Here is a 23,690-nt window from a genome sequence, read left to right as displayed (position 1 = left end):
ATAAGCTCTTTAAATAAAGTAATTTATGTGGTTTTTATTTGTTTTCTGTCCGAATAAAATAAAATAATTTCGAATAATGTTTGGTATTTTAAATAATGAACGTATATTTGCAGTCCAATAACGCGAGATGGAGCAGTAGGTAGCTCGTCGGGCTCATAACCCGAAGGTCACAGGTTCGAGTCCTGTTCTCGCTACTAAATCGCGAGGTGGAGCAGTAGGTAGCTCGTCGGGCTCATAACCCGAAGGTCATCGGTTCGAGTCCGGTCCTCGCTACTACAAAGAGAGTTTCTAACAAGAAACTCTCTTTTTTTTATGTCTTTAACTGAGAATTAAGATTGGATAAACTATTTTTGCATCATGAATTTAGAAGAATACAAAAAACAATATAAATCAGATCAAGCGGTTGGTGCAATTGCGATCGAAAATCGCTTAAAAGAAGTTTATGGGACTTTAGAGCCTCGTTTTTATTCGCCTCAAGTGATGTCTTTTCAAGGAGGTGATGATCCAATTGATGGAGTTGCGGTTTTTGATGTCAATGGTTATTATCATTTGGTGAGTTACGGAATGTCACATTTATACTATTCGGAAGAGAGTGTAGGAGCGGATTTTAGTAAGTGGGGATTTGAGTTTTCTTTCCGTGTGAAACCTGTTAAAGATGATAATGGTGAAGATCCTTTTTGGGTGGTTCAATTAATGAATAATTTGGGACGATTCGTGAACGAAACAAAAGTTTGGTTTGATGAATACCAATTTTTACCATTAGGAGGTCCAATTCGTACAGATTCGGAAACGGACATTGTTGGTTTGGCTTTTATCAAGGATGATGATTTAGATGAAATTGATACGCCGCATGGAAAAGTTACATTTATACAAATGATTGGTTTGAATTCGGAACAATTGAAAAGGTTGGAAGATAATTCAACCAAAGAAGAAATAATGTCAGTGATAGCTGAAATAAAGTCAGTTAATCCAAAATTTGTGTGTGAATTATAGTAGAATTTCTAAAATAAAACATATTTACGTTAACCTATTTCTTAAATTATGTTAAATGTAAAAAACAGATTGTCAGTATTTTAAACTTGGTATTTGTTTTGATTATATCTAAATGTTAGTAGCACTAACAGTAGAATAAATTTTTCATAGGTTAGGTTAATAATTAGTAAAGCTAATTATGAAGCACTTCTTCGGAAGTGCTTTTTTTAGTATATTTAAGAAGAAAAAATAAAGATGTTTAAAAATTTATTCAACCGAAATAAAAATCAATCAAATAACAAAGAAGAATCAAAAACAATGACTTTCGAAGAAATTATTAATTCAGATAAACCAGTTTTGTTAGATTTTTTTGCAACTTGGTGTGGTCCTTGTCAAATGATGGGTCCAGTTTTGCAACAAGTGAAAGAAGAATTGGGAGATGATGTCAAAATCCTAAAAGTGGATGTTGATAAATATCAAGATTTAGCTGCACGATATCAAGTGCAAGGAGTTCCGACTTTTGCCATTTTCAAAAATGGTGAATTATTATGGAAACAAAGTGGAGCACGACCAAAAGAACAATTGGTTACAGAAATCAAAAAATATATTTAAAAAAAGGTTTGCTTTGCAACCAAAGTCGATTAAAAAATCCGCTCATTGAGCGGATTTTTTGTTTCTTTTTATAAAGAATTTTTCTTTTTATTTTCTTTTACAATTCGATAAGCGATGTAAAGGAAGATCAACCAAACTGGAATTAATTCTACTGAAATTTTAAGTCCTGTAAACCACATAATTACTAAAATTCCAAATAAGAAAATTAGACAAATGTAGTTACTGATAGGATACAAGAAAGATGGAAATAATGTTTTTGTATTCTCTAAATTCTTTTGTTTACGGTATTTAAGATGGGTTATCGAAATCATAATCCAGTTAATTACCAATGAAGAAACCACTAAAGACATTAATACATGGAAGGCGTTTTCTGGAATTATTTTATTAATCAAAATACAAATCGCAGCGAAAAAAGATGAAACTAAAATCGCCATAACAGGCACGTGATTTTTGTTTAATTTTTTCAAGAATTTAGGTGCGTTTCCTTGTTCTGCCAAACCATATAGCATTCTACTATTACTGTAAACAGAGCTGTTGTAAACAGATAAAGCTGCCGTCAAGACAATAATATTTAGTGCGTTGGCAATCAATCTTGAAAAATCAACTGTGCTGCCAAAAATATTTAGTTTCAAATGATTCAAATTCTCAAAAACCATTACAAAAGGACTACTTTTATCCGTGATCGTTTCCCAAGGAGCTAACGAAAATAAGATAATCAATGCGCCAACATAGAAGATTAAAATTCTATAAATTACTTGATTAGTTGCTTTAGGGATTGTTTTTTCAGGATTTTTAGCTTCAGCAGCTGTGATTCCAATCAATTCTAAACCTCCAAAAGAGAACATAATAAGAGCCATTGCGGCAAATAATCCGCTAAAACCGCCTTCACTATTACCAGATAACCAACCTTTCGGGAAAAAACCTCCATTGTTCCAAAGGTTTTGTATTGTTGCTTGTTCACCTCCAGTTCCGCTTATTAAAAGGTAAGCTCCAAAAATAATCATCGCAATAATCGCAATAACTTTGATGATAGAAAACCAAAATTCAGCTTCACCAAACATTTTTACAGAGCCTAAATTCAATGCATTAATCACGATAAAAAAGAACAAACTTGACGCCCATAATGGAATTTCTGGCCACCAAAATTGCACATAAATTCCAATCGCAGTCAACTCGGACATACTTACCAAAACATAAAGGATCCAATAATTCCAACCAGAAGCAAATCCAGCAAAAGATCCCCAATATTTGTATGCAAAATGACTAAAACTTCCTGAAACAGGTTCGTTAACAACCATTTCTCCTAATTGACGCATGATGAAGAAGGCTATAATTCCTGCAATTGCATAACCTAAAATAACAGATGGTCCAGCTAAAACAGCGGCAGGTCCAATTCCTAAAAACAAACCAGTTCCAATCGCGCCACCTAAAGCAATCAATTGAATATGTCGGTTTGTAAGACCTCTTTGCAATTCTTTTTCCTCGGTATTTTTTATTTGACTCACGTGTGATGTATTAATTTGTTAAATATATGTAAAAACTATTTTTAAAAAGAACAATTTGAAGAATTGTCTTGTTTGAATTAATATTAAGAAAATGATTTCTAACGCTTTTTTATTCATGTTAAATCATCTAAAACTTGAAAAAATATTCAATAAAATTTCTAATTTTATAAAAATCAACCTTATGAAAAAACTACTTTTTACTTTTCTATTGACTCTATTTACCTCTGTTCAACTTTTTGCAGATGGTCCTTTTTTGTATTCTTTGCCTTTTGGTTCGAGAGCTTATCCTGATGATACGATTTTAGAAAAAACGAAAGAAAAAGGAATTGATTATTCTACTTTCGAAAAATATTTGTTGGATAATAATATCGAATTAGGTAAGAAAGTTGGACTTCTTTCTGAACTCGAAGTTTATTTTGTGTTGAATGATAATCAAAAATCATATTTTGTTGATTATAAAGAGAAATTAAAAAAATCTGTTGGAAAGAAATTTGGAACGAAAACTCCAATCAACGAACGATTTTTAATTGCGTTGATGGATGATTATGATACAGAATCACCTAAAGTAGAAGTGTATCAAAAATTTGTTGATGAAAATCCTCAAAGTAAAACGATGCAATTTGTGAATGTTTTTGCTTTTAATTTTAATCTCATTTGGGATATTGAGAAAAAAGATTATTCTTCTATGAATGATTTTAAAGAGAAATACCAAGATAATAGTTTGCAAAATTTTGAGAGTTTCAACAGTGATACTTCTGCCGATATTTTTTCTGAACTTGAGGAGATAATTACGTTAGGATATAATTGCGATTATGCTTTGAAATGTCTTGCTCCAGCAAATAATCGATTGGATGTTTTGAATCAAAAAACAGAATTTATTTTAAATAAAATTGCAAATGCAGAACCAATTCCAAGAATGGTTGTGACGCCAAATGCTTCTCAAATTGGATTGTCGGCTTATGAATGGTTGGGTGAGGAAATGAAGTTAATTTCGAGCTTGAAAATTTCGGATGAAGAGAAAATTCTTCTGAATTATTTTGCTGTAAACGAAACATACAATTATATCAATCATGTCAATAATTTATATGTTTTATTTGATGCGATTCAGAAAACGCCTTCACAATTAGCAAAATCGGCGAACAATAAATCTGTTGAAAAAACTGCTGCAAAAGATAATTGGAAGAAAATAAATCAATTGTATGATGTTTTTAAAAAGAATTTTCAAAAAGACAATGAAATAGCTGTAGATTCTAGCTCAAATCTTGATGATTTGCGTAATTTGATTTATTCTTTGTATCTCAATCCAAAAGAATTGTCAAAAGTTTATCAAAACTAATTATAACCGAAATTATTACTTTTTTCAAAGACTTAAATTCGTAAATGTTGCTGATTTTATTTTAAATTTATCTTCTAAATAACAAAAAAATGAAATCAATTTATTTTCTTGGATTGGGAGCTTTAGGAGCAAAATATGCAGCGAGTTTTTATGAATATAATCCAGAAATTGTAAGTGTAATTGTAGATGAGGAGCGAAAAAATCGATACGAAAAATCTCAAATTTTTGTGAATGATAAAGCGTATGATTTTAATTATGTCACAAAAATCGAGGATAATAATTATCCAGATTATATATTTTTAGTCGTTAAAAGTTCGCATTTACAGCAAGCGATAGAAGATATGAAGCCTTTTGTTGGTGAAAACACAATGATTGTAAGTTTGATGAACGGAATTTCTTCTGAACGTGTTTTGGCAGATCATTTTGGATGGGATCGTGTGGTGAATGCGGTTGCGTATATGGATGCAGTAAAAGTTGATAATCGCGTGACGTTTTCGAGTATAGGAAAAATTATTTTTGGGAAAATGGATTCAATTAATCATGATAAATTAATCGATTTACATGAATTGATGAATGTTGCTGAAATTCCAAATCAATTATCGGATGATATTCAGAAAGCACAATGGGCGAAATATTTGGTAAATGTTGTCGGAAATCAATTGACGTTTTTGTTGGAGTTTCCATATGGACAATTTCGTACCAATCAACATCTCGAGGTTTTAATGGATATGATTTCTAATGAGGTTCTTGCAGTTGGGAATGCACATGGAGTTGCAATTGGTCAAGAAGAAGTGGATCGAATGAAATCTACGATGAAAATTGTGGATGAATTTGGTAAAACTTCGATGTTACAAGATCGCGAAGCAAAACGATATTCGGAAGTGGATGAATTTGCAGGCGAAATTATCAGTTTAGGAAAACAATATAATATTCCGACACCTTACAACGAGTTCATTTATAATATGGTAAAATCAATCGAAGAAACATATTAAAAATAGTCATAAAGTCATTCAATTTTGGATTACTTTTTTATTTGAAATTTCTTTAGGAAATATTATCGTTGTTATAGGAATGAGTGTTTTTTTGAGTTTGGTTATTTTTGGGATGATAGATAAAAAATTAAAAGAAATCGTTGTCAATCTGAACTTGTTTCAGATTCTCATAAAATATGCGATGTTGAAATGAATTCAACATGACAAAAATAGTCAAACTAAAAAAGCAAGCTCTTGTAGCTTGCTTTTTTGTTTTAGAAGCGATTAAAAACTCACTTTATCTTTTATATAATTTCCGTTTTGACAGAATTGTTTCAGTTCATTTTCGATGAAGATTTCAATGGCTTCCGCATCTTGCGCAGGATATAATAAATGTACATTTGCACCAGCATCTAAAGTGAAATACAAATGATTTCCTGTTTCACGACGGAATTCCCACAATTTTTCTAAAGCTGCAACTGTGTTTGGTTTCATCAAAATAAATGCAGGATTCGACATCATCATCATCGCGTGTAATGTCAACGCTTCGTGTTCTACCAATTCTCCAAATGTTTTGATATTGCCAGATTTTAAAATTGGCAATAATGCTTTCAAGTTTTCGTTTGCTTCCACAAAACGACATTCTGCGTATGGATGTCCATTCATCAAATTGTGTCCAACAGTAGAAGAAACCGATTTTTGACCTTCGTGAATCAATAAAATGGTATCATGAAAAGTTTTGAAAACATCATGAATTTCAGCATCAGGATATTTTGTTCCAAATAAATCTGAACTCCCTTCAATAAAATCATTTTCGCCCCATTCAACCAAACCTTTGTAAACCGAACGACAAGCACTTCCAGAGCCTAAACGAGCCAAGAAAGAAGCTTTTTTCAAAGCATCCTTTTCAGATAAATTAGCGCCAAGAATATTCTCAATTTGAACTAAACACAAAGCCATTGCCGACATTCCCGAAGCTGAAGAAGCAATTCCAGAACTATGTGGAAAAGAATTATGTGTGTGAACTTCAAATTTGAATTGATTCAAAAATGGAATATATGTTGTAATTCTTTCGAAAAAAGTAATGATTTTTGGAGCAAAACTTTCTTTCAATTCACCTTCCAAATAAACTTCAACTTCGAAAGTATCTGACGTTTTTGGCGAAAATTTTAATTCAGTTTCTGTGTAGCTATTTGTTAATGTGTAGCTGATAGAGCTATTTGTAGGGATTTGATTTTTCTTTTTTCCCCAATATTTTACCAACGCAATATTTGATGGACTTTTAGCAGAAACGCTTCCTGATTTTAATTCTGAAGCAGTTATTGAAAGTGTTGAAATGAATTGTTGTTCCATAAAACAAAAGTAAACTATTTTGTAGAATTCAGCTTTTGAAAGCGTTTATAATGATAATCAATTGCTTCTTTGATTGGAATAAATTCGTATTGAAGCAAGTTTTTAACTTTAGAATTGTCGTATTTGGTATAACTTGTTAACGAATAATAATTCGCTTTTGTCATATATTTTCCACCAAAAATTCGACTAAAAATAGATAGATTTTTAATGATTTTCAAGGTTGTATTCGAAACATTTTTAACTGAACGTTTGCTATTAATCGAAACAAAATCAAAAACTTCTCGGTAACTTTTATTTTCAGAAATTACCACAAATTTTTGATTGTAAACTTGTTGATTAATTAATTCTAAAAAAATCTTCACGACATCGCGAACATCAACAAAACCAGTTCCGCCCGAAGGAGCATAATCGCTTTTTGACGAATTTTGTTGAAACAAACTTTCGCTTGCACGTTTAGTATCCAATGTTCCGATGATTACACCAGGATTAACAATAATAACTTTAATCCCTTCTTGTGAAGCACGCCAAACTTCCATTTCTGCTCTAAATTTTGATATAGAATAAGAAGAATGTGTCAAGCTATTGTTCCAACCAGAACGTTCGTCAATCATTTTAGTTGAAGGATTCAAATCATCCATCGAAGCAATAGAACTGATGAAGAAAAATTCTTTCACGCCAGAATCAATCGCTTCATTTACCAAAGTCTCAGTTCCTAAAATATTCGTATTGAAAATTTCTTCTTCTTGACGTTCATCAAATGAAACAAAAGCCGCAGCGTGATAAATTGTCTCGATTCCGTCTAATAAATTCGGAAGTTCAGTAACATCCAACAAATCACCATCAATCCAATGAATAAATTGATAAAATTGCGAAGCATTTTGTTCCGCAAAGAAATTTTGGACGGTTGCTGTGTTCGATGTTTTTCGTTTTAAAGCACGAATAGGTTGTTGCTTTTTTGCCAATTCTACCAACAAATGCGCGCCAACCAAACCTGTTCCTCCCGTTACGAAAATCATACTGAATTATAAATATTTTTTTTTCCTGAACCAAAAGTAAATAAAAATTACCACTAATAACATGACAAGTAAACAAATTGGATAGCCTAATTTGTAATTTAATTCAGGCATGAAATCGAAATTCATTCCATAAATTCCAGCGATAAAAGTTAAGGGTAAGAAAAATGCCGAAAAAACGGTAAGCGTTTGCATGATTTCGTTAGATTTCTGTCCATTTAAGGAAAGATAAATTGTTAACAAACTTTGTACGTCATCTACAATTTGTGAATGCAAGTGTAACATTTTTACGTTTTCTTCGTACAAATCCTGTGATGAACTTGTCTTTTTGTTATCCGCTCGATATTCTTTCAGTGCTTCAAGCGTATAATCTAATATTTTTTTGCAAGCTGTGGCTTCTCGTTTGATTTTATATAAGGTAGGAAGTTTGATTTTTCTAAAATCATCCGTAAAAATCAAATGCTCGAGTTGATTGACTTCTTCGTCCATTTGATATGCTGGTTCTTCATACGTTTTGATGGTTTCGGAAATAATACGATACAAAATTCCTTTGATAATGATTTTAGAAGGATCAGTATTCGCTAAATATTTTTTCTGAATTTTCTCGAAAATATCCGTTTCCTTTTGATGAACAGTCACAATAAAATCTGCTCCGATGTAAATACTGACTTTATGACTAAATTCTCGAACAGTGTTTTTCAACATACGGTGTTCTTTATCAAAAAAACGAATTAACAAAAACGAAACTTTTGAATCATCTGATTCATATTTAGGTAAATGCCCAGGCTCCAAACTATCTTCAATCGTTAATTTCTGAAAACAATATTTTGTAGCAATTTCATTCAACTCAATTTTTGTAGGATTTTGTAAATTAATCCATTTGAATTTTTCGTTCTCGAAAAGTGTTTGCATGTATTCCTTTTATTCAAATTTTAAATAAATATATCAAATAAGTTTTATTTTGACAGATCATTTATAATCTACTGAAAAATCATAACTTTGTATCTTGTAAAAATTAGATAAAAAATATATTAAAATACTATGAATCCATTAATTGAAGAATTGACTTGGAGAGGACTGGTTCACAATATTATGCCAGGGACAGAAGAACAACTAAATAAAGAAATGACTTCTGGTTATGTAGGTTTCGATCCTACAGCAGATTCTCTTCACGTGGGAAGTTTGGTTCCTATTTTCTTATTGGTTCATTTGCAACGTCACGGTCATCGTCCAATCGCCTTGGTTGGTGGTGCAACTGGTTTTATCGGTGATCCTACTGGTAAAGCGGCAGAGAGAAGTTTATTAGACGAAGAAACATTGAATAAATATGTTGCTGGAATTAAAGCACAATTGTCTCGTTTCTTAGATTTTGATACAAATAATGGAAATTCAGCTTTATTGGTGAATAACTATGATTGGATGAAAGATTTTTCGTTCATCGATTTTGCGCGTAATGTCGGAAAACACATTACTGTAAATTATATGATGGCGAAAGATTCTGTAAAATCTAGACTTTCTTCTGAATCGAATGTTGGAATGTCTTTCACAGAATTTACATATCAATTGATTCAAGGATATGATTATTTACATTTGTACAAAGAATTAGGTGCAAAATTGCAAATGGGAGGTTCTGATCAATGGGGAAATATCACAACAGGAACAGAATTAATTCGTCGTACAGTACAAGGTGAAGCTTTTGCTTTTACTTGTCCATTAACAACTAAAGCGGACGGAACTAAATTTGGAAAATCGGAAGGAGGCGAAAATATTTGGCTAGATAAAAACCGTACTTCTCCTTATAAATTCTACCAATTTTGGTTAAATCAAGCGGATGCTGATGCAGAACGTTACATCAAAATTTATACGTTCTTAGAAAAAGAAGCGATTGATGATTTAATCGAGCGTCATCGTCAAGAACCACATTTACGTGAATTACAACGTAAATTAGCAACTGAAATTACTATTTTAGTTCATGGTGTTGAAGAATTACGCAAAGCAGAAAAAGCATCTCAAGTTTTATTCGGAAAATCAACTTCAGAAGATTTAAAAGAATTAGACGGAGATACTTTCTTATCAGTTTTCGAAGGTGTGCCTCAAGCAACTATTGCAAAAATTGATATCGAAGCGGGATTGGATATTGTTACTGCTTTAGCAGAAAAATCAGGCTTCTTAAAATCAAATTCAGAAGCGCGTCGTGAATTAAAAGCAAACGCAATTTCTGTAAACAAAGAAAAAGTAGCGGAAGAATTTGTGTTAACAACAGAAAATTTAATCGCAGATAAATATGTTTTATTACAAAAAGGTAAAAAGAATTATTTCATCTTAATTGTTGAATAATTTTTTAGATAAAACATTTCCAAAATAGAAAGCAAGCTGAATTCAGCTTGCTTTTTTATTTTGATTGTTTTTTGCTCGTTGCGTCGTTGTTATTTGATAAAACAAGTTTATCTTAGTCATTATCAAAAATTAACACATGAAACAACTTCCGTTTTTCTCTCTATTGGCTGCGTTTGTGGTTTCCTCTTTTACTTTTGCTCAAAATAGTTTTATTCCTCAACCTAAACAATTAGAATTGAAGAAAGGAACTTTTGTTTTAGGAAATAAAATCACGATTAATCCAGATCCAAATTTTCCTGAAATAGATTATTTGATGAAACAATTCAAATCAATTACGGGAAAAAATCTAACGAAAACTACTTCTAACAATTTCGATAATACAATTAATATAATTTACTTGGCTGCTCCAGAAAATAGTAATGAAGAATATTATGAGTTGGATATCAATCAAAATGGAATTTCGATTGCTGCGCCTACAAATCGAGGAATTTTTCTTGGAATACAAACACTTTTACAATTAATTGAAGAACATAAAAAGGATCTCAAATTACCTTATCTCAAAATAAAAGATGAACCAAAATTTGCGTATCGTGGAATGCATTTAGATCTTTTTTCGTCATTTTTTTACGTTAGATGTGGTCTAAAATTATTTGAATTATTTGGCGGCTTACAAATATAATAAATTTCATTGGCATTTGACTGATGATCAAGGTTGTATAATCGAGATTAAGAAATATCCAAAGTTAACAGAAGTTGGTGCTTGGCGAAATGGATCGCAGGTTGGTGCGTATTCGGATATGAAATTTGATGATAAAAAATATGGTGGATTTTACACGCAAGAACAGATAAAAGAGGTAGTGGCTTATGCAGCGAAATTGCATATAGATGTTATTCCAGAAATCGAAATGCCAGGTCATGCGCAGGCTGCGTTGGCGGCATATCCTAATTTTGGTTGTACGAATGAGAAGTTGGAAGTGTGGAAAACGTGGGGAGTTTCGGAAGATATTTTTTGTCCAAAAGAAGAAACGTTTCAATTTTTGCAAGATGTCATGGATGAGGTAATTGCGCTTTTTCCATATATAAATGTACATATTAGGGATGATGAGGTGTCAAAGAAACGCTTGAAAGAAAGTGCTTTTGTGCAAGATTTGATGAAAAAACTGAATATCAAAGATGAGTTGCATATGCAAAGTTATTTCATCACACGAATGGAAAAATACATCAATAGTAAAGGGAAGCAAATTATTGGTTGGGATGAAATCCTTGAAGGAGGTTTAGCACCAAATGCAACGGTGATGAGTTGGACAGGAATTGAAGGGGGAATTCATGCAGCGAAAACAAAACACAAGGCAATTATGACGCCAACTTCTACCAATTATTTTGATTATTATCAAGGAAATCCGGAAACTGAAACTTTGTCTATTGGTGGAAATTTACGCTTGCAAAAAGTGTATGCCTATAATCCTATTCCGAAAGAACTGACTAAAGAAGAAGCGAAGTATATTTGGGGAACACAGGGGAATTTGTGGACAGAATATATTTTAGATTGTCCGCATGTTCAACATATGATTTTTCCTCGAATGATGGCACTTTCAGAAGTTGCTTGGGGAACTTCAAAACCTGATGAATACAAGAATTTTGAGAATCGTGTAATTCGTCATTTTGCGATTTTAGATGAAAAAGGAATCAAACATAGTACGGCAATTTATGAAGTGGATGGAAAGGCTTCTGTTGAGCAAAATGGAAAGATAAAATATGAGTTGAGTTCGGCGAATGAACCTTCAAGAATTCGTTTTACAACAGATGGTTCAGAGCCAACGATTAATTCGAATGTGTATCAAAAACCGTTAGAAATTACGAAATCTCAAACGGTAAAATCAGCTTATTTTGAAGATGGAAAAAAAGTAAGCGCAACAACTTCTCAGGATTTTGTTATTACGAAATCAACAGCCAAAAAAATCACATTAGAACATCAACCTGCCGAAGCGTATTCGGTTGGAGGAGCGTCTACTTTGGTGGATGGAATAAAAGGTAGTCTTAAAAATCATGGGAGATCTTGGTTAGGTTTTTCTGGAAAAGATGTGATTGTAACAATAGATTTCGGAACTAAAATGGAGTTTTCTACTATTCAATTTTCTACCTTAGATCGCAAAGGAAGTTGGATTTATCTTCCGAAATCTGTTAAAGTGTTGATTTCGGATAATGGAAAAGATTTTAAAGAAATTAAAACTATTTCATCTTCTGAAATCGAAAAATCAAATGGAATAATGAAGATTGATTTACAAAAGCAACAAGCGAAATATCTTAAATTAGTGATTGAGAATTTAGGAATAATTCCAGATGGACAAGCTGGTGCAGGAAATAAAGCGTGGTTATTTATTGATGAAATTTCGGTTGAATAAAAACAAAATAGTCAAACCAAAAAAGCAAGCTACAAGAGCTTGCTTTTTGTTTTGAAAACTATTTTTTTATCTTAATTCTGAAAGATAATTTTTTATGGCTTCAGAAAGATTTCCGTTCGAATTTTCTAAAACACGTAAAAAAGCACTTCCGATAATTGCACCATTTGCGTAATTCCAAGCTTTTTCTACATCAGCTTTTGTCGAAATTCCAAATCCAATTTGATGTGGTTTTGTTAAACCTAAATTTTTAACATTTGACAAAAAATATTCATTATAATTAGATTGTGTTGCGCCAGTTGTAGCTGAACTCGAAACGATATAAACAAATCCAGAAGTTGCATCATTAATCTCTTTAATGCGTTTTTCTGTTGTTAAAGGTGTAATTAGAAAAGTAACTTTTTGATCGTATTTCTCAAATAATTCTTTGTGTTGTGCCAAGTAAATTTCGTACGGCATATCAGGTAAAATCAAGCCTGAAACTCCACTTTCTTGACAATTTTGTAAGAATTTTTCTAATCCAAATGTCATCACTTGGTTGTAATAACCCATCAAAACAATTGGTGCAGAAATTTCATTTTGAACCGATTTTAATTGTTCAAACAAAATATCCAATGTCATTCCATTTGCTAACGCTTTTTCACTTGTAGCTTGTATTGTTGGACCATCAGCTAAAGGATCAGAATATGGAATACCGACTTCGATAATGTCAACATTGTTTTGATCTAATTCTTTTAAAATAACAGGGGTATCCGATAAATTCGGATACCCAGCTGTTGTGTATATTGTAATGAGGTTTTTATTTTTTTGACTAAATAATTGCTCTAATTTGTTCATTTTTATTTTGCTTGTTTTAATAAGATTGTATAGACTGGAAAGTGGTCAGAATAACCATTTGCACGATAAGTATCACCGCTCCACATACGGTTAGGGAATCCTTTATATGCACCTTCTGTCGCTTTTAAATAATCTTTGTTGTAAATTTCAGTTTTGAAGATTTTATACGTTGAATAATCTTTATTTTTTGTTACCAATGACGAAGTCGAGATAAATTGATCAAATAGATTCCAAGCATCACGATAAGCTAAAGTGCCAACACCTTTTTTGTATAAAGGTAACATAGGGTCATAATATCCGTTATCCGAAACTTTAGCAATTTCTCCAGCTGGATCAAATGTGTTTTTAATACTTGGAGAAATAGGATCATCATTAAAATCACCCATTGCAATTACTTTTGCATTTGGATTTTTAGATTTTAACTCATCAAAAATTCCTTTCATCACCTTTGCTGCTTCCATACGAGCTGGCATCGAAACTTTTTCTCCACCACTACGAGAAGGCCAGTGATTCACTAAAAAAGTGATTTCTTCACCGTCTAATAAACCTGTAACTTGTAGAATATCACGCGTATATTTGCGTTTACCTTCAGCATCATAATTGAAAATTGGATGAGGTCTTGCATCAATTACTTTGAAACGAGATTTTTGATACAATAAACCTGTATCAACTCCACGAGCATCAAACGAATTGAAATGAACAACACCATAATCGTATTTTTTCAAAGCAGAGCTTTTTGCTAAATCTTCTAAAGTTTCTCTTGTCTCAATCTCGCAAATACCAACTATTACTGGAGCAGAACCTGTAACATCTGCACCTAATTCGCTAATAACTTTTGAAATATTATTGACTTTCTGGAAATATTTTTCTGTATTCCATCTTTTATTTCCGTTTGGTAAAAATTCTTCTTGAAGAATTAATGGGCGGATAATTTTCTTTCCTTTTATATTTTCGTACGTATAACTTTGTTTGAATTCTTCTGTTTCGTACTTCGATATGTCAGATTCTGCAATCTGAATGTGATAATTTTTGTCATTAAAAGGTAAAGTTCCATTTACATATCCAACTGATTTTATGGTGTCAAAAAGATTCTCGACATTGTAAAACGCTACAGTTGCACTTGAATATTTGCTTTGAGCTTTAACATTTAACGTTAAGAATAAATTAAAAATTATTAATAAAGTTAAAGATTTATTAATTTTAAACATATGTTATTAATTATGAATTTACTAAATTTGTTGTCCTATTTTTTCTGATGAAGGAAATAAATAGCTAATTTATAAATAAAAATTCGTTTGAATGAACAAATTATTGTTAAGTCTTTCAGTCTTTGCAGCAACTGTCGCTATGGCGCAGGCGCAAACAAAGGTTACTGGGGTAGCAAAAAATGCTGCTACAGGTGAAGAGGTTTATAACCTCACTGTACGTTTGGACGGAGGAGCAGTAAGCGATGCTGCTATCACCGATCGTATAGGTTATTTTCAGTTTGTAGATATTCCGGATGGAACATACAAATTACAAGTTTATGGCGTGGGCTATGACCCATATGAAAAAGAAATCACTGTAGCAGGGCAAAAAGAGCTTGACTTAGGTGATATTAAATTAACATTTAATCCAAATACAGCAGAAGTTGGAATTATTACATTAACAGATGATGAATTATCTGATGATGAAAGTTCGACAGCTTCAAATTCAGGACTTTTACAATCTTCACGTGATGTTTTTGCTCGCGTTTCTGCGTACGAATTAGGTTCGTATTGGTTTAAACCAAGAGGTTTAGACAACAAATATAATGATGTATTATTCAATGGAGTTCGTATGAACAAAATGGATAATGGTCGTGCAACTTTTAACAACTGGGGAGGTTTGAATGATGTAACTCGTCGTCCAGATGAGTTAACATACGGAATTGAACCTTCTAATTATGCTTTTGGTGATTTAGGTGGAGTTACAAATTTTGATACTCGACCTTCAACAATGCGTAAGGGAGTAAGTTTGGCTTATTCTAGTACAAATCGTTCATACAGAAACCGTGTAATGGCTACATATAATACGGGATTGATGGATAACGGTTGGGCGTTTATGGTTTCTGGAAGTAGACGTTGGGCAGAAGAAGGTATTATAGAAGGTACTTTCTATGATGCATACGCTTACTACTTAGGAGTTGAGAAAAAGTTTAATGAAAAACATACCTTAAACTTTACAAGTTTTGGTGCGCCAACTCGTCGTTCTACAGGTTCACCTAATACACAAGAAGTTGTGGATATGATGGGGATTTATTACAATTCTTATTGGGGATGGCAAGATGGTGAAAAACGTAATGAGCGTGTAAAGAAAACATTCGAGCCTATTAATATGTTGACGCATCATTGGAATATTAACAATAAATCAAAATTAACAACAACAGTTTCTTATCAATTTGGTAAAGAAAGTAGTTCTCGTTTAGATTGGTTTGCAGGAAATAATCCTTCTCCAGTTTACTATCGTAATTTACCATCTTATTTTGCATATAGTGGAGCAAGTCAAAGTGCTATAAACAATCAAACTGAATTATGGAGAAGTGGCCAAATTTCTCAAATAGATTGGACAAGTTTATATGAAGCTAATATTAACAATGCTGGGAGATCTGTTTATTGGTTGACTGCTGATGTTAACGAAGATAAAACAGCAACTGCTTATACGAATTTTCAGACAGAGTTAGCGCCTAACATAGATTTAACAATTGCAGCATCTTATCAAAATACGAAATCTCAACTATATCGTGAAATACAAGATTTATTAGGTGGACAATATGTTGAGAATAAAGATAACTTTACTCATAAAATGTTTAATATTTTAGATCCTGATTATCAGCCAACAAAAGGACAGCGTCAAGGATATAATTATGAAATTAATCGTGATTATGCAGATTTATTCATGCAATCTAAAATAAAAGGAAAATTTTTAGACGTAACAATTGGTATGAAAGCTGCTTTGACTAAGTTTTATCGTGAAGGTAAATGGATGCACGAATCTTATCAGACTACTTCTTATGGAAAAAGTAAAACTTACGATTTCTTAGATTTTGGAGTGAAATCTAATTTCTTAGTAAAATTAGATGGTCGTAATTTTATTCAGGCAAATGTTATGTATCAAACAGAAGCACCAACTTCTGATGAGATTTTTCCAAATGCTCGTGTAACGAATGTAACTGTTGATGGTGTTGAGAGTGCAAAAATATTCTCAAGTGATTTATCATATATTTTAAGAGCTCCACGTATTAAAGCGCGTGCTACGGCATTTTATACAAGAACAAAAGACGAAATTGAAAAAGCTTTTGGTTATATCGACGGAGCAAATGATCAAGTATTCGTTTCAGAAGTAATGACAGGTGTTGGAAAAGAATATTTAGGAACAGAATTAGCAATTGAAGCTCAGGTTTTTCCTGTTTTAACTCTTTCAGCTGTAGCTTCTATCGGTCAATATTTATATAAAGATAATCCAAACTATAATTTATATTCAGATGATTACAGTAATGATGCTTTACCTTATAGAAATTTTGGGACTGCATATCTTAAAAACTATAAAGTAGGAAGTGGACCTCAGTCTGGTTTTACTTTAAGTGCAGAATACCGTGATCCTAAATTTTGGTGGATTGGAGCTTCAGGAAACTTATTAGCTAACAATTATATTGATCCAGCCGCATATAGAAGAACTGTAAACTTTTTTACAAAAAGTGAGGCTGAAGGAGGAGAATTATTAGACGTAAACAATGAAGATTTAAAAAAGATTTTAAAACAAGAAAAGTTAAGTAACGAAATCATGTTAAATATTAACATGGGAAAAACATTTCGTATAGGGAAATATTCTGCAGGTATTTCAGGAACTATTAATAACGTGTTGAATAATAAAAACTACGTTACTGGAGGTTTTGAGCAATTAAGAATTGGTAACTACGAGAAAGCGATCGATACAAATTATAGAACTTTATTTGGTCCAAAGATGTTTTATGGAATGGGAACAACTTATTTCGCAAACATTTATTTCAGATTTTAATTTATTAACAACGAATACAATTTAAAATGAATACAATATCAAAATTAACAATAGCAAGTCTTTTGAGCTTAGGCTTATTTATAACTCAATCTTGTGTACAAGATGATGATTATGCAACTCCGCCAATCGATTGTGCTGATAAATTAACAGCAAATATTACAATAACTGATTTAACAACTAAAGTAACTTCTGGGCAGATAAAACTTGATTCAAATGGAGCAATAGCAGAGGATCTTGTAATGGACGCTTATGTAATTTCAAGTGACGAAACAGGAAATTTTTATAAAACAATTTCATTACAAGATAAAGTAGAAAACCCAACTTCAGGTATCCAGATTGAAATTGATGGATCTAATCTATACACAAGCTATCCTTTAGGAGCGAGAATCCAAATTAGATTGAAAGGTTTAGTTGTAGCGAAAGATAGAGGAATTATGAAAATAGGATCTGTTGACCCGCAATATGCAGTTGGTCGTATACCTTCTATAAATATGAAGAAATATATGATCAAAACATGTGACCCTGTAAAAACAATTACTCCAAAAGTATTTAATAGTTTGTCGGAAGCTTTAAATGCAGGGAATTTGAATACATTAGTAACAATAAAAAATATTCAGTTTCAATCTCCAGATACAGATAAAACTTATGGAGTGGAAGCTACAACTGTTAATCGTGTATTAGTAGATAAAACAGGTAAAACAGTTGACTTACGTAATTCTGGATATGCTAAATGGTACAATGAAGAATTACCTAAAGGTAGTGGAGAGATTACTGTAGTTGTTAGTATTTACAATTCAACTTACCAAGTTTATATCCGCGATACAAAAGATGTAAAATTCGATCAACCTCGTTTTGATGTAGGTGGAGGCCAAAATCCAGGTGGAGGAAATAATACAGAAGCAACTAATTTATTGTTCAAAGGTTCTGATTTCAATGTTTGGGCTGACTTTTTATCTTCAATTAACTCTTTTGGCTTAGTGAAAGATACCTATGCAACTAGCGGAGTTGGTGTTGGTAGAGATAACACAAATGCATTACTTTTAAAAGGAACACCAAAAGCTAATGATTACGTATTTACAACTATTGTAAATAATACAATTCCTGCAACTCCAAAGAAAATTACATTTTATGTAAAAGGAACATCTGGGAAATCATTGTCACTAAATGTGTATAAATCTGATAAAAAATACGTAGTATATAATGTAGGAGATTTATCGAATGCAAATGTATCTTTATCACCAATTGATGCAAATCAATATACAGGTAAAATTGATACTAAAGGCGAATGGGTTCTTGTTACTCTAAATATTGAAGGAGTAGATATTCAAAAAACTGCTGGTGAAAATATTTTTGCACTAAAAGTAGGAAAAGATGAAGCTTATGATTTAGTTATCGATAATATCAAAATTGACTAATTAATCAGTTTAAATATTATAATAATTAAGGCAACCAATTGGTTGCCTTTTTTTGTTTTTATTAGGTTAATAAACTCCTAAATATTCTTCATTTTTTAACGTGATTTCACATTCTGAAATGTATAAAATTCAAATAAAAATTATCTGTTAATGAGTATTGATTTTATTTAATTCAAAAAATATTAACATAAAATCGATTTTAATTTTATTAAAAAAAGTTAAAAAAAGATTTATTAATCATTTAATAAGTATTTAATAATGGATAATTGATAAAAAAAAGCAATTTATGTCTTATTTGGATAAAATGTTAATTATATATCATTTTGCTTTTTTCTCTAAAAAATAATGTTCAGATTTGTTCCCCTATTTTATAAAAATAAGACTATGAGGAGAAGAATCACATCTTTGAGTTTGTTAGCTTTCTTAGGTTTAGGAACGGCTGCATTTGCTCAAGTAACAGGTGTTGTAAATGATGCAGATAATTTTCCGGAAGCGGATGTAGAAGTATCTGTAAAAGGTACATACAAAGTTGTCTATACTGACCAAGACGGAAAATTTGACATTGATGCTAAAATTGGAGATATTTTAGTTGTTAATGGAAAGGAATTTAGTGTTACAAGTAACGCTTTAGGTACATTAAAGTACGCTGCTGCTACAAGTTCTACGGTTGATTTAAGTGAAGTTGTTGTGAAATCTATTTTCAACGCTCCATCTAAATCAGGTGTTACAACTGTAAAAGCAAAAGATTTAGAACAGATGAATCCATCTGTATCTATTGACCAAATGTTAGGAGGTAAAGTTGCAGGTCTATCATCTCAAGCGATGAGTGGAGCTCCTGGTGCAACTGCTAATGTTACAATTCGTGGTGCAATTGGTTTGAATGGTGGTGTAAAATCTCCATTATATGTTGTTGATGGTACATATATGACAGCAACAGATGTTGTTGCTATTAATCCGGCTGATATTGAAGAAGTAAGGGTGTTAAAAGATGCTTCTCAATTAGCAATCTTTGGTTCTCGTGGAGCGAATGGTGTAATCATCATGAAAACAAAATCAGCGAAAAAAGGTGAAGCTACAGTAAGTTATTCATCTCGTATTGGAGTGAACCAAATGGTTGATTTGCCAAATATCAACTTGATGAATGCCGAGCAATTGTTAAATTATCAAAATGGTTTAAGTACTATTGGTAATTTAGGTTTAGGGCAAGCTCGTACATCTGAAGAGATTGCAACTTTATCAAAAAATAACCATAAATGGTCTGATGATCTATACAAAAATGGACTTACTTCATCACATTTTATTACGATTAATAAAAATGATGGTGATACATCAAATAATTTTTCTGTAGGTTATGATAAAAATGAAGGAGCTGTTCGATATTATAATGGTATGGAAAGAATTACAGCTACTTTCAATAATACAACCAAAGTAAAAGATTGGTTACGTTACGGAATTAATTTAAACGGGTCTTATACCACGTTAGATTCTCCACGTGATCGTGTTAATGCACAATCTCCATTTTATAATACATTGTTAAATCGTCCTTACGAGACTTTTTATTCAATGGACGCGAATGGAAATGTAGTTTTAGATGCAGATGGAAATAAAGTTTACAATCCTAATGCGAACTATATGGGATATCCTGTTGCAGATGAAATGGAAAAAACGGATGCTCAAACAAGATATTTACGTATTTATGGAACTGGTTTCGTTGAAGCAGATCTTGCTAAAAATGTAACAGCTCGTACAACTTTAGGTGCTACTTATAATCGTACACAGTACGAAAACTTCTTAAAACCATCTTCAGTTTTATCTCAATTATTAGGAGACGGAGGTTCTAAAACAGATAGAAGTACAGACCGTTTTGATTACAACTGGCGTAATGAGGTTTCTTACGAAAATACTTTTGCAGGTAAACATCATCTACGTGTAACAGCAGCATCAGAATATATCAATCAAAGTTTATATTCTATGACAATGTACGGAATTGGTTTCCCTAATGATTATTTACAAACACAAGGGTTAGCTACTTTAATTGAACAAGATTCAAAAACAAACAGATGGAGAATTTCTAAGTTTGGATATTTAGGAGCGGCTTCTTATGATTTTGCAAATAAATATTTTGTTGATGCATATATTCGTCGTGACGGAACTTCTTTAGCAGGTGTTGATAATAAATATGGAACATTCTGGGGAGTGTCTCTAGGATGGAATATAGCAAAAGAAGGATTCTTAAGAGATTCTAAAGCTGTCAATAATTTAACACTTAAAGCTTCGTATGGGGAAGTAGGAGATGATTCAGGTTTAGCTGCTTATGCAAATATGAATCTGATGAATATTTTAAATACATATAATGGTAATCCAGCAAGTTTTCCTATAACAGTTTTAGCAGATAACAATGCTACTTGGGAAGCAAATAAGAAATTTAACATTGGGTTGGATTTTGGCTTCTTTGGAAATCGTTTAACTGGTGCTATGGCATATTTCCACGATTTGAGATCTGATTTCTTATTTAACAAACAATTACCTTTAGAGGCTGGAGGATATACTACAACTATTAATGCAGGAGAAATTAAAACAGAAGGTTTTGAATTAGAATTAAACTATGATGTGATTCGTTCTAAAAACTTCGATTTATCTCTATATGGTAACGTAACCAGCTTAAAGTATAAAGTAAATCAATTAGCAGATGGAGATAATTTAATAATGCCAGATTCATACGAAAGCATGATTCACGTAGAAGGAGGGAAACCTTATCAATTCTATATGGTTCGTTATGCAGGTGTTGATACAAATACAGGTAAAGATTTATACTTGGACAGAGATGGAAATATAACTGACGTTTATGATGGTGGAGATGCAGTCGCAACAAACAAATCTTCTCTCCCAACTTTAATGGGTGGTTTTGGTTTGAATGCTAAATTCTATGGATTTGATATCAACGCTGACTTTACTTATTCTGCAGGAGGATACATGTACAACAATACATATGCTTATTTAACAGATCCGACATCTTTAGATAACCATGTTGTTGAAGCTGCTGATTATTGGAAGCAAGCTGGTGATAATGCGTCATTCGCTCTACCAAATACAACAGGGCCAGAATATTCTACAAAATATTTAGAAAAATCTGATTACATCGCATTCCGTAGTTTGTCATTAGGATACAACTTTACAGATTTAGTAAAAGGAACGTTTATCAAAAACTTAAGAATGTTTGCTCAAGTTCAAAACTTAGCATTATGGACAAATTACCATGGGAATCCAATTGCAGGAACAGGAACAAGTGAAAGTAGTGCAGTAGGTTCGTCAGGATATGTGTCAAACTCTTTTACCGCATTCTCTTACCCATTAGTTCGTTCATATTCTATCGGATTTAATGTGTCATTCTAAAAATTGTAACAAAATGAAAAAAAATATTTTAGTCTTATCGTTGTTAGCTTGTGCATTAAGTTTTACATCTTGTAGTGATGACGATATCAATCAAAAACCATATGATGCGATCGAAGTTGGCGATTACTTTAAAACAGAAGCTGATTTTACAAACGCGTTAAATGGGGCTTATAAAGGTTTCGCGCAATCAGGTTATTATGCTGGTTTGAGTAATGCTAGCGATTTAGTTTCTGTTGGAGATATCATGGCAGACAACTTAATTCTAGATCCTAACGGACGTCGTGCAGGTCAAAGAGCACATACTTGGTCATATAATTCGAATTCTGTTCCTACAGATATTTACTCAACTTCTTATAATATTATCTCAAGAGCTAATATGATCTTGTCTAATGTTGATAATTTACAAGACGGTGATTTCAAAAATAATGTAATTGCGCAAGCAAAAGCGCTTCGTGCATTAGCCCATTTCGAGGTGGCTCGTACATATGCTGAGATTCCAACTCAAGCTGCAAATGCTGCATCTACTGTAGGTATTGCTTATGTAGATAAATATGATCCTCAGGCAGCTCCAAAACGTGATGCAACAATTGCTGAATCTTATGATAAAATTATTGCTGATTTAGAAGATGCGATTCCAAATTTAGAAGCTTCTTCAGAAAGTTCTGTTATGGGGAAATCTGCAGCACAAGCTTTATTAGGAAAAGTATATTTATATAAAGGAGATTATAAAAAATCGATCGAATTTTCTCAACCTGCTGTAGATGCAGTTGCTCCAGCATCACAAGAACAATTAGCTGGATTATGGACTTCTAAAAATAGTGATGGTGTATTATTTGAAATTGCATTTATCAATTCAAGCGATCCGACAATTGGTACAAACTATAGCCAAGGGGCAACGAACGAAAATATTGTAATTGAATATGCAGTAGATAAAGATTTCTATGCTTTGTATAATCAAAAAACAGAATCTGAGCGTATAAATGCGTATTTCAAAATTTTCAACCCTAGTAACCACGATAGTCAAGCTGTTATCGCAGTTAATAAATATATCAATGGTAAAGTAAAATTAGGATTGAATAACGGACGTTATTTACGTGTGGAAGAAGCAATTCTTAATTTAGCTGAAGCTCAATATTTATCTGGAGATCAAGGTGCCGCTTTGATTACTTTAAATAAATTAAGAGATGTACGTTACTCTAATTATACAGGTGGAGAAACTGGAACTGCAATTTTTGATGCAATTCAATTAGAGCGTCGTAAAGAATTAGCTTTCGAAAACGGAGATCGTTGGTTTACATTAAAACGTTTACAAGGAGTTGCTGGTATCTCTCCTGTTTACACAAGCGGTATTCAACGTAGTGGAAACGGTTATTTAGCAAATGGTACAGGAACTGCTTCTTCAGAACAAACATTAAAAGCTGGAGACCACAAATGGCAATTACCTATTCCTCAATCCGTTTTAAACTTAAATAAAAATATGACTCAGACTCCTGGGTACTAATTATAATTTTT

The 23,690-nt window shown here is 32.2% G+C and carries 17 protein-coding genes and 2 tRNA genes; 13 read left to right on the top strand and 6 right to left on the bottom strand.

Features of this window, described 5'->3' with window-relative positions:
- Positions 1–121 precede the first annotated feature (121 nt).
- The 4 genes from HXZ74_RS03055 (at position 122) to trxA (ending at position 1,584) form a co-directional block, all read left to right on the top strand.
- Positions 122–194 (top strand) — tRNA-Met (locus tag HXZ74_RS03055).
- Between the two features lie 6 nt (positions 195–200).
- Positions 201–273, top strand: a tRNA-Met gene (locus tag HXZ74_RS03050).
- Between the two features lie 84 nt (positions 274–357).
- Positions 358–993: a suppressor of fused domain protein gene (locus HXZ74_RS03045; protein ID WP_038337160.1), complete on the top strand. Its 636-nt coding sequence runs from the start codon at positions 358–360 to the stop codon at positions 991–993.
- Positions 994–1,227: 234 nt separating this feature from the next.
- Positions 1,228–1,584 carry a thioredoxin gene (gene trxA / locus HXZ74_RS03040; protein WP_084106970.1) on the top strand — a complete coding sequence of 119 codons (357 nt, stop codon included), beginning with the start codon at positions 1,228–1,230 and terminating at the stop codon, positions 1,582–1,584.
- A gap of 68 nt (positions 1,585–1,652) precedes the next feature.
- On the opposite strand, the gene HXZ74_RS03035 is transcribed toward trxA, so the two are convergent.
- Entirely contained in the window at positions 1,653–3,080 is a 1,428-nt protein-coding gene (locus tag HXZ74_RS03035; protein WP_038337169.1) for an amino acid permease, read from the bottom strand.
- Positions 3,081–3,270: 190 nt separating this feature from the next.
- Between HXZ74_RS03035 and HXZ74_RS03030 the strand changes: the two genes are divergently transcribed.
- Positions 3,271–4,425 (top strand): hypothetical protein, encoded by a 1,155-nt coding sequence (locus HXZ74_RS03030; protein ID WP_286473791.1) that lies wholly within the window; start codon positions 3,271–3,273, stop codon positions 4,423–4,425.
- Between the two features lie 89 nt (positions 4,426–4,514).
- The gene (locus tag HXZ74_RS03025; RefSeq protein WP_286473789.1) at positions 4,515–5,417 is read left to right on the top strand and encodes a ketopantoate reductase family protein; all 903 of its coding nucleotides are present in this window, start codon (positions 4,515–4,517) and stop codon (positions 5,415–5,417) included.
- A 264-nt stretch (positions 5,418–5,681) separates the two neighbouring features.
- On the opposite strand, the gene HXZ74_RS03020 is transcribed toward HXZ74_RS03025, so the two are convergent.
- Genes HXZ74_RS03020 through HXZ74_RS03010 form a run of 3 tightly spaced genes read right to left on the bottom strand, consistent with a single transcriptional unit; the run spans position 5,682 to position 8,674 of the window.
- Complete coding sequence (locus HXZ74_RS03020) at positions 5,682–6,749, bottom strand: diphosphomevalonate decarboxylase (protein ID WP_280062364.1); 1,068 nt, start codon at positions 6,747–6,749, stop codon at positions 5,682–5,684.
- A gap of 14 nt (positions 6,750–6,763) precedes the next feature.
- Positions 6,764–7,765, bottom strand: coding sequence for an NAD-dependent epimerase/dehydratase family protein (locus HXZ74_RS03015; RefSeq protein WP_286473787.1), 1,002 nt, complete (start codon positions 7,763–7,765; stop codon positions 6,764–6,766).
- Between the two features lie 6 nt (positions 7,766–7,771).
- On the bottom strand, positions 7,772–8,674 hold the full coding sequence (locus HXZ74_RS03010; protein ID WP_286473785.1) for a CorA family divalent cation transporter: 903 nt from the start codon (positions 8,672–8,674) through the stop codon (positions 7,772–7,774).
- Between the two features lie 129 nt (positions 8,675–8,803).
- On the opposite strand from HXZ74_RS03010, the gene tyrS reads away from it, so the two are divergent.
- The 3 genes from tyrS (at position 8,804) to HXZ74_RS02995 (ending at position 12,501) form a co-directional block, all read left to right on the top strand.
- Positions 8,804–10,099, top strand: coding sequence for a tyrosine--tRNA ligase (tyrS, locus tag HXZ74_RS03005; RefSeq protein ID WP_114998074.1), 1,296 nt, complete (start codon positions 8,804–8,806; stop codon positions 10,097–10,099).
- A gap of 136 nt (positions 10,100–10,235) precedes the next feature.
- Positions 10,236–10,778 carry a glycoside hydrolase family 20 zincin-like fold domain-containing protein gene (locus HXZ74_RS03000; RefSeq protein ID WP_286473783.1) on the top strand — a complete coding sequence of 181 codons (543 nt, stop codon included), beginning with the start codon at positions 10,236–10,238 and terminating at the stop codon, positions 10,776–10,778.
- Positions 10,750–12,501, top strand: coding sequence for a glycoside hydrolase family 20 protein (locus HXZ74_RS02995; protein ID WP_286473781.1), 1,752 nt, complete (start codon positions 10,750–10,752; stop codon positions 12,499–12,501). Before HXZ74_RS03000 ends, HXZ74_RS02995 begins: the two co-directional genes overlap by 29 nt.
- Before the next feature lie 66 nt (positions 12,502–12,567).
- Here HXZ74_RS02995 and trpA read toward each other — a convergent pair whose 3' ends face one another.
- Together trpA and HXZ74_RS02985 are read right to left on the bottom strand one after the other, a co-directional pair.
- Positions 12,568–13,335 carry a tryptophan synthase subunit alpha gene (gene trpA / locus HXZ74_RS02990; protein WP_286473779.1) on the bottom strand — a complete coding sequence of 256 codons (768 nt, stop codon included), beginning with the start codon at positions 13,333–13,335 and terminating at the stop codon, positions 12,568–12,570.
- A 2-nt stretch (positions 13,336–13,337) separates the two neighbouring features.
- Positions 13,338–14,543, bottom strand: a complete 1,206-nt coding sequence (locus HXZ74_RS02985) for an endonuclease/exonuclease/phosphatase family protein (protein WP_280050609.1) — start codon at positions 14,541–14,543, stop codon at positions 13,338–13,340.
- 91 nt (positions 14,544–14,634) lie between these two features.
- Between HXZ74_RS02985 and HXZ74_RS02980 the strand changes: the two genes are divergently transcribed.
- The 4 genes from HXZ74_RS02980 (at position 14,635) to HXZ74_RS02965 (ending at position 23,679) form a co-directional block, all read left to right on the top strand.
- On the top strand, positions 14,635–17,370 hold the full coding sequence (locus tag HXZ74_RS02980; RefSeq protein ID WP_038337144.1) for a carboxypeptidase regulatory-like domain-containing protein: 2,736 nt from the start codon (positions 14,635–14,637) through the stop codon (positions 17,368–17,370).
- Positions 17,371–17,396: 26 nt separating this feature from the next.
- On the top strand, positions 17,397–18,785 hold the full coding sequence (locus HXZ74_RS02975) for a DUF5689 domain-containing protein (protein ID WP_286473778.1): 1,389 nt from the start codon (positions 17,397–17,399) through the stop codon (positions 18,783–18,785).
- Between the two features lie 384 nt (positions 18,786–19,169).
- A complete protein-coding gene (locus tag HXZ74_RS02970; RefSeq protein WP_280062358.1) occupies positions 19,170–22,178 on the top strand; it encodes a SusC/RagA family TonB-linked outer membrane protein in 3,009 nt (1,002 codons plus the stop codon).
- Between the two features lie 13 nt (positions 22,179–22,191).
- On the top strand, positions 22,192–23,679 hold the full coding sequence (locus tag HXZ74_RS02965; RefSeq protein WP_286473775.1) for a RagB/SusD family nutrient uptake outer membrane protein: 1,488 nt from the start codon (positions 22,192–22,194) through the stop codon (positions 23,677–23,679).
- The last annotated feature ends 11 nt before the right edge of the window (positions 23,680–23,690 follow it).

It is taken from the genome of Empedobacter sp. R750, from assembly GCF_030324345.1.
In the GTDB taxonomy this organism is placed as follows: domain Bacteria; phylum Bacteroidota; class Bacteroidia; order Flavobacteriales; family Weeksellaceae; genus Empedobacter; species Empedobacter falsenii_C.
Note: the sequence above shows the minus strand (reverse complement) of the source record. Positions and strands in the feature narration are given on the sequence as shown.

Coding starts and splice junctions, on each gene's coding strand:
- HXZ74_RS03045 (WP_038337160.1), top strand. CDS start 358: ATGAATTTAGAAGAATACAAAAAACAATATAAATCAGATCAAGCGGTT.
- trxA (WP_084106970.1), top strand. CDS start 1,228: ATGTTTAAAAATTTATTCAACCGAAATAAAAATCAATCAAATAACAAA.
- HXZ74_RS03030 (WP_286473791.1), top strand. CDS start 3,271: ATGAAAAAACTACTTTTTACTTTTCTATTGACTCTATTTACCTCTGTT.
- HXZ74_RS03025 (WP_286473789.1), top strand. CDS start 4,515: ATGAAATCAATTTATTTTCTTGGATTGGGAGCTTTAGGAGCAAAATAT.
- HXZ74_RS03020 (WP_280062364.1), bottom strand. CDS start 6,749: ATGGAACAACAATTCATTTCAACACTTTCAATAACTGCTTCAGAATTA.
- HXZ74_RS03015 (WP_286473787.1), bottom strand. CDS start 7,765: ATGATTTTCGTAACGGGAGGAACAGGTTTGGTTGGCGCGCATTTGTTG.
- HXZ74_RS03010 (WP_286473785.1), bottom strand. CDS start 8,674: ATGCAAACACTTTTCGAGAACGAAAAATTCAAATGGATTAATTTACAA.
- tyrS (WP_114998074.1), top strand. CDS start 8,804: ATGAATCCATTAATTGAAGAATTGACTTGGAGAGGACTGGTTCACAAT.
- HXZ74_RS03000 (WP_286473783.1), top strand. CDS start 10,236: ATGAAACAACTTCCGTTTTTCTCTCTATTGGCTGCGTTTGTGGTTTCC.
- trpA (WP_286473779.1), bottom strand. CDS start 13,335: ATGAACAAATTAGAGCAATTATTTAGTCAAAAAAATAAAAACCTCATT.
- HXZ74_RS02985 (WP_280050609.1), bottom strand. CDS start 14,543: ATGTTTAAAATTAATAAATCTTTAACTTTATTAATAATTTTTAATTTA.
- HXZ74_RS02980 (WP_038337144.1), top strand. CDS start 14,635: ATGAACAAATTATTGTTAAGTCTTTCAGTCTTTGCAGCAACTGTCGCT.
- HXZ74_RS02975 (WP_286473778.1), top strand. CDS start 17,397: ATGAATACAATATCAAAATTAACAATAGCAAGTCTTTTGAGCTTAGGC.
- HXZ74_RS02970 (WP_280062358.1), top strand. CDS start 19,170: ATGAGGAGAAGAATCACATCTTTGAGTTTGTTAGCTTTCTTAGGTTTA.
- HXZ74_RS02965 (WP_286473775.1), top strand. CDS start 22,192: ATGAAAAAAAATATTTTAGTCTTATCGTTGTTAGCTTGTGCATTAAGT.